This is a genomic window from Microcoleus sp. B3-D2, from assembly GCF_036705345.1.
Lineage (GTDB): Bacteria > Cyanobacteriota > Cyanobacteriia > Cyanobacteriales > Microcoleaceae > Microcoleus.
The window spans coordinates 1-6,648 of sequence record NZ_JAUBUG010000133.1; the positions used below are offsets into that span (position 1 = coordinate 1).

The 6,648-nt window shown below is 45.5% G+C and carries 6 protein-coding genes; 4 read left to right on the forward strand and 2 right to left on the reverse strand.

Translation table 11 applies throughout. The features are described from left to right. Positions 1-313: 313 nt before the first annotated feature. Positions 314-565, reverse strand: coding sequence for an ATP-binding protein (locus tag QUB14_RS27720; RefSeq protein WP_333297424.1), 252 nt, complete (start codon positions 563-565; stop codon positions 314-316). A 781-nt stretch (positions 566-1,346) separates the two neighbouring features. Here QUB14_RS27720 and QUB14_RS27725 point away from each other — a divergent pair. The 4 genes from QUB14_RS27725 (at position 1,347) to nadB (ending at position 5,773) form a co-directional block, all read left to right on the forward strand. Beyond that, positions 1,347-1,676 (forward strand): zinc ribbon domain-containing protein, encoded by a 330-nt coding sequence (locus tag QUB14_RS27725; protein WP_333221326.1) that lies wholly within the window; start codon positions 1,347-1,349, stop codon positions 1,674-1,676. A gap of 469 nt (positions 1,677-2,145) precedes the next feature. Continuing rightward, positions 2,146-3,105, forward strand: coding sequence for an adenylate/guanylate cyclase domain-containing protein (locus QUB14_RS27730; RefSeq protein WP_333221324.1), 960 nt, complete (start codon positions 2,146-2,148; stop codon positions 3,103-3,105). Between the two features lie 252 nt (positions 3,106-3,357). Next, the gene (gene psbU / locus QUB14_RS27735; protein ID WP_006635850.1) at positions 3,358-3,792 is read left to right on the forward strand and encodes a photosystem II complex extrinsic protein PsbU; all 435 of its coding nucleotides are present in this window, start codon (positions 3,358-3,360) and stop codon (positions 3,790-3,792) included. Positions 3,793-4,120: 328 nt separating this feature from the next. After that, a complete protein-coding gene (gene nadB / locus QUB14_RS27740; protein WP_333221322.1) occupies positions 4,121-5,773 on the forward strand; it encodes an L-aspartate oxidase in 1,653 nt (550 codons plus the stop codon). 21 nt (positions 5,774-5,794) lie between these two features. On the opposite strand, the gene QUB14_RS27745 is transcribed toward nadB, so the two are convergent. Further along, positions 5,795-6,067 carry a hypothetical protein gene (locus QUB14_RS27745; protein WP_333221320.1) on the reverse strand — a complete coding sequence of 91 codons (273 nt, stop codon included), beginning with the start codon at positions 6,065-6,067 and terminating at the stop codon, positions 5,795-5,797. Positions 6,068-6,648: the final 581 nt, after the last annotated feature.

Here is a 6,648-nt window from a genome sequence, read left to right on the forward strand (position 1 = left end):
CCATTGCCGTTCTTGAGAACTGTTCGCTAGTCTCACAGCGAGCGCACTTTTTGACCTGCTTAGTCTAAACTCCAATACCCTCCTTACCAACAGTTAATCTCAGAACAAAAAACCTTAATCCGTCCGATTCGGAGCCTGCTATAAAATTAAATTTATTCAAAACCTTTCTGCTGGGATAGACGTTGACACGCCACAGCTTATTGCTGTTTTGCCAGATTTATTAAAAATCGCTGATGCTCATAATAATGGGGGGGATGTAAAGTACGCATTTTTCTAACAATTGTTTTTTCCACTGCAATTATGAGCAAGGGTTTTACTTGGTAATCCTCACTACTGCTGGCAGTATAATAGTAAAATTATACCCCTTACCAATCTCGCTTTCAACTAAGGTGTCGCCACCCATAATCCGAGACAAATTTCTAGTAATTGCTAACCCTAATCCAGTACCCCCATACTTTCGTGTAGTTGAAGCATCAGCCTGGGTGAATGGTTGGAACAATTTTCCCATTCGTTCTGGATCTATGCCAAGGCCAGTATCACTTATCTTAAATAAAATATACGGAATGGCTGATTCCTGTTCTTCCCCATCGGCTCTTCAAGATTTTCTATATTTCTTTTATACATTAATAGTAATTTGACCTTTTTTTGTAAATTTGCTGGCGTTACTAAGCAGATTAAATAAGCAGGGTTCCCTTAAACCATTGCCTGGTAAGTTTTCTAGCTTGCTTGTTACCCCGCTAGCTCAGTTTTGCTTCATAAAGTGCTATTTACCAGATGCGATTGCCCTGTCACCCAAAACTGCATCATTTGAGTTCACTAAACCTATGCAGAGCATTCATCAACTTCTTTGAAGGACGGGCATCTTTCCCGAAGTTCTAGTCAACGCATGACAATCAATTCAGTACCCACAAAAAGTACAAATTGTTGGTGATAATTTCCTCACTTTTCTAGGAAACCTAGAGATTGTTTTTGCTACAATCAACCACAATATCTCAAAATATAAACCGTAAGTAGCATAAAATATTTCGCAAACATTAAGGTTAAATTGTCACCATAAAGCTCGTATAGTGGCAATGTCTCACGAAAATATGGCAAACAATAGTGAAAACTTCCAGAAAAAACCATCTCCCAAGTTGGGGCAAAAAAAACAAGTTATCTTTGTGGAAAATGTGGCAGTTAATAATATGGTAAAAAATCATTGCCTAGCCAAACAAATTAGGAATTGCGGATGGTCTAAATTGACCATAACGTTGAAATACAAGGCTGAAAGAGACGGTAAAATTTACCTAGACCTGGGTCGGTTTTTTGCGCCATAGAGTAAGAGTTGCCACGTAGGTCTGAATCAGGTGGGTAGCCTTGCGTTGGAAGTGCGTAGCTGGACTTGTTCCAACTGCAAAACTAAGCACGATAGAGATGTGAATTCTGCTATCATTATTGGCGATGAAGGGCTTGGATTCTTAGCGTTGGGAACTACCACTACTGCCCATGGACGGAATGTAAATCTGATGTTGGCAAGGAAATCTTCGGTACGATCGGCTGTTCCGATTGAAATTGGAAGCCTACACCATAGGGAGCCGTGGTTGGTGTTGGTAGTTCACAGAATTCTCGATCTGCATACCAGCTCACACCCCCTACCCGCGCCTAGCTCTACCGTGTACAGACAATTTGCTCGCTGACCCATATTGTAGAAACCCTGTTTCCTAGAATCTTGATTTCTCGTTTTGCCGAATCAATAACTTAAAATTCAGGAAAATAAGCTTCCTTTCTGAGATTCATGCAAAACTTGGGTTTCAGGAATTGTGTTGAAAGATTTTGGACTTGTGGGTACAGGGTAGCTGGCTAGCCAGAGAGCCATTTTCCCAGTTTTTTCTGGTCCATCAAAATAAATAAAAGTTGTCTCCGCTCCGGGGCAGGCAGTATTATCAGGTACAATCTTGGTAGACAGTATGTTTTTACTGGCTGCTTTTGTAGATCGAATCATAAATACCTTCGCTCGCTCGATCGAATTTATGGTTCACAAATCCTGCAGGGGCTAGGTGCATCGACGATGGACTAAAAAATCTAACATCTGAAGTCTCAAATCTCAAATCGGTTAATTTTGTGTCGTTTCTAGGACTGTTGTGACGAGTGCAACCCAATCCACATATGGTACTTCGCACAGAAGGCGGCAATCGCTACTTGCCGCTCTCCGGCAGCAATTGCTGGACAGTAGGGCGGAGCGATGACAATAATTTTGTACTGACAGATCGCTGGATTTCCCGTAATCACGCGATGTTACAGCAAATGGAGACAGGAGAGTTCTACCTGATCGACTTGGGCAGCCGCAATGGTTCCTTTGTCAACGGGCGGCGGGTCAGTATTCCTGTCACTCTCCGAAATGGCGATCGGATTATTTTCGGTCAAACCGAATTGGACTTCTACAACCCAACCGCGGGCCATCGGCACGATCCAATACACGATACAGACTCTGAAGATTTTACGGCGACTTTGACGGTACGCAGCCTGATTAGCGTCATGGTAATGGACATCCGAGACTTTACAGTTTTGACTAGGCAGCTAGACGAAACCCTCCTCTCGGAAGTCATCGGCAATTGGTTCCGCAAAGCAGGACAGATCATTCGCGAACACGGCAGTTGGGTGGACAAATACATCGGTGATGCCATCATGGCAGTCTGGTTCCACAAAACCAGCGGTGTCAGCAGCGAGGAAATGATGCGGATTTGCCAAGCTTTGAGCGAACTGCACAAGGCAACAGACGAACTCAGCAGCCGTTACCCCCTACCTTTTCCTTTGCGAGTCGGGGCCGGAATCAATACCGGTTATGCAATGGTGGGAAATTCTGGCAGCAGCGACCGATCGGACTACACCGCCTTGGGAGATACTGTAAACGCAGCATTTCGCCTCGAGTCTTGCACCAAGCAACTTGGCAAGGATATCGCTGTGGGAGCAACGACCTACCAATACCTGACGCAATTGGGGGCCGAGGGCGCTTTCGAGCCACACACCGTGGCTTTGAAGGGTTACGACACTCCCAGCCTGACTTACGCTGGTACTTATGCTGACTTGAACGCTTTTCTCAAAACGAAAGGAAAGAGTTCGCGATAGCTAGAAAATTGCGTGCAGGGCAAAAATTAACCCTTTAAAATGGCAGTCCGAGTTTTTAATTTGGAGTGCCTTTTATAAACTGGCCTGGGATGCTTAAAAGTCAGTTAATATCATATATCGTCTGCGTTGTCAATACCAAAATGTAAAGTTTATAAAAGCCCTCTACCTATTGCGGATTTATCTGAAAAACTGCATAAGCAAAATGGTAGTCTCTACATAAATGCTGTGTATGAAATTGGGAGACAAAACTTCATGAAACGATTGGGTCGTCTATTGGCAGTATTGGGCTTAGTGCTGGGCTGCTTTGCATGGGCTGGAGACCAAAGCGCGATCGCGGCGTCATTAAGCCGTATCGTCTTGCCATCATCCTCGCTCCTAGCTGTTGAAGCTCCGGCTAGAACCAATCGCGCCGATGAGAAGCTTGCCACAGAATACGGCAAAAAACTTGATTTGAACAACAGCGCCGTCCGGGACTTTCGGGAATTTCGAGGGTTGTATCCCACTTTAGCTCGACTAATTATTAAGAATGCTCCTTACGAAAATGTTGAGGACGTACTCAATATTTCAGACTTGACGGATGCTCAGAAAAAAGTGCTGCAAGCTAACATGGACAAATTCACCGTAACTGATGTTGAATCAGTCTTTATTGAAGGAGACAACCGGTTGAATAATGGTCTCTACGACTAGGTAGCAGCGGGTCTCATTTGAAGGCAGAAGTCATTGGGCAGAAGCATTCGGCAGAAAGAAAAGATTTTTTTTCTATAGGCTGATGACTTCTGCCTTTAATTTCTGGAGACTTACTTTCAACCACCATTGGGCAAAAGCCTGCAAAAATTCCCTAGATTGAAATAAGCGGGTTCCCCAGATTCCTCTGTAGACTCAATTCTTTAATCTAAAATCTAAAATATAAGCTCGATCGACTGACATTAGTTCAAGTCCCCAGATTCATCTGTAGACTCAATTCTAAAATCTAAAATCTAAAATCTAAAATCTAAAATTGACTGGCGGCAGACTTATGACTGACAAATTTGACGTATTGGTAATAGGTGCTGGCGCGGCGGGTTTGTACACAGCACTTTGCCTGCCAGAGCATTTGCACGTGGGCTTGATCAATAAAAATACCCTACCTGTTTCTGCCAGCGATTGGGCTCAAGGAGGGATTGCCGCAGTGATCGCCCCTGAAGATTCGGCAGCACTGCACATTCAGGATACACTGGCTGCAGGAGCCGGTCTTTGCGATTTGGATGCGGTGAAATTTTTAGTTGAGGAAGCTTCAGCCTGCATTGACTCCCTAGTGAAAATGGGCGTTGCATTCGATCGCACCGGCCCAGATTTAGCCCTCACCCTAGAAGCAGCCCACTCCCGCCGCCGAGTTCTCCACGCCGCCGACACTACGGGCAAAGCCGTGATCGGTACGCTGACAGCAAAAGTATTGAGCCGCAAAAACATTCAACTCGTATCTCCTGCCTTTGCTTTGAGTCTGTGGCTAGACGAAACCGGGCGCTGCCAGGGGATTAGCTCGATTTGTGGCTCACAAGTCAAGTGGCTGCAGGCCAAAGCCGTGGTGCTGGCGACAGGCGGTGGCGGACAGGTTTTTGCTCAAACGACCAATCCGTCGGTAAGTACCGGGGACGGGGTGGCAATTGCGTGGCGCGCCGGGGCGCTGCTGCGAGACTTAGAATTTGTGCAGTTTCACCCGACGGCGCTGAGCACAGCGGGCGCGCCTCGGTTTCTCATTAGCGAGGCGGTGCGGGGAGAAGGAGCTCATTTGGTTGACAGTAAGGGATATCGCTTTGCTTTTGACTCTCACCCCAGCGGGGAACTCGCGCCTCGGGATGTTGTCAGCCGTGCTATTTTCCGCCACTTGCAAAAGACGGGGGAACCTCATGTTTGGCTGGATTTGCGGCCGATTGCGGTCGATCGACTGCGCTACAGGTTTCCCAATATTATTCAAGTGTGCGCTGATTGGGGAATTGATATTTTTTCCGAACCGGTGCCGGTGACACCCGCAGCCCATTACTGGATGGGAGGGATTGTCGCTGACAAGTTTAACCAAACTTCGATTCCGGGTTTGTACGCGGTGGGAGAAACTGCGAGCACGGGGGTACACGGCGCTAATCGGTTGGCGAGCAATTCGCTGCTGGAATGTCTGGTTTTTGGGGCGCAGATGGGACTTTTGCAGCTAGAAGGTGGAACGCCCGAGGCATTGGCCGATCAGTTCGAGGCGGTGGAGATCTTGGAAAAATCGATTTCTGAAAAGGACATTGAGGCGATCGAAAAGTTGCGGGTCGAATTGCCGAACTTGGTGTGGCAGAGTGCGGGAATTTGCCGGGGACAACGGGATTTGGAAAGTGCGATCGTCCAACTTGAGATTTGGCGGCAAGAATTTGCTTCCTTGCCTTTGAGTCAAACGCTTGATAATTTACGGCCCGGACAAATTATTGATTTTTCCCCTGCTGAGGCGGAGAATAGCTCGATTTTGCGAAATTGGGGAGAAGTGGGGAATTTATTGGATATCGGCTATTTAATTGTCAAAAGTGCTGCGTTTCGCACTGAAAGCCGTGGCGGTCATTACCGAGTGGACTATCCCCTCACCGATCCGGATTGGTGCAGCCATACTTTAATTAACCAATCGAATTGGTACAAATCTCCGCGAATAGAAGATTGAAAATTTATTGAAAATTTGGGGTCAGCGCGTCCCCGTACCGTCACTTTTGGGGTTGCCGTTCGGGTCTGGTTCGTATTCTTTTGGGTAATCGGGAAACCTAGAGGTTTGTGCAACTGTCAAAACTCTCGGGGTCGATGGCCTCGGGATCTCGCCCGCGCTACGGGCTTTTGTGAAATTGCTAGTTGAGTTGCTGGCAAGTCGAGCCGCATTTGCGGTGCCGACTATATTCACTTGCAGGCAGGCCGCCAGGGTTGCCGTTGTTGTGAGCTGAATCAAAGTACGCATAGTATTCACAGCCTTATTCAAATCATCGCAATAGATCCACGTCTGTACCACCTATTATATCTATCAATTTCCGTATTTCCACGGATATCTTTACATTTACTTTAATTAACTTTCATAAGTTTACATAAATTTTTTTACATTAAGGCTTTTTGGCGATTTGAATTTGGTTTCACGTTGTGATTTATTTTAATATTTTGTAACATTGAGAGAAGACGGCAAGTTGCTCTCATAAGTTTTATATTTGGCTAAGTATATCTAATGACAGATGACAGATTAGAGTATTTTAAATTACATGATTTTAGATTTGAGATTTCACTACTTTGGACATTTTTTTCAACTGTTTTAAAAAGCTTAGAGGGCTTACAGTTGAAGGAGCGAGCTATTTTTTTTAGTTAGCTGCACAGGGGACGCCTGAAATAATATCTTCCTCACGACCCAATTAGGGTGTGAGATCTAGAAAATGCTCAACTTTTGTCTGAAATAATTTAGATTGTAGATAAACAATTGAATAATTATAGCAGTCGCCAAGGCAGTTAGGACGCTTGACGTAAGACATCTTCAATGGCATCTCGTAAACAATCAAACTGCTC

Coding starts and splice junctions, on each gene's coding strand:
- nadB (WP_333221322.1), top strand. CDS start 4,121: ATGACTGACAAATTTGACGTATTGGTAATAGGTGCTGGCGCGGCGGGT.
- psbU (WP_006635850.1), top strand. CDS start 3,358: ATGAAACGATTGGGTCGTCTATTGGCAGTATTGGGCTTAGTGCTGGGC.
- QUB14_RS27730 (WP_333221324.1), top strand. CDS start 2,146: ATGGTACTTCGCACAGAAGGCGGCAATCGCTACTTGCCGCTCTCCGGC.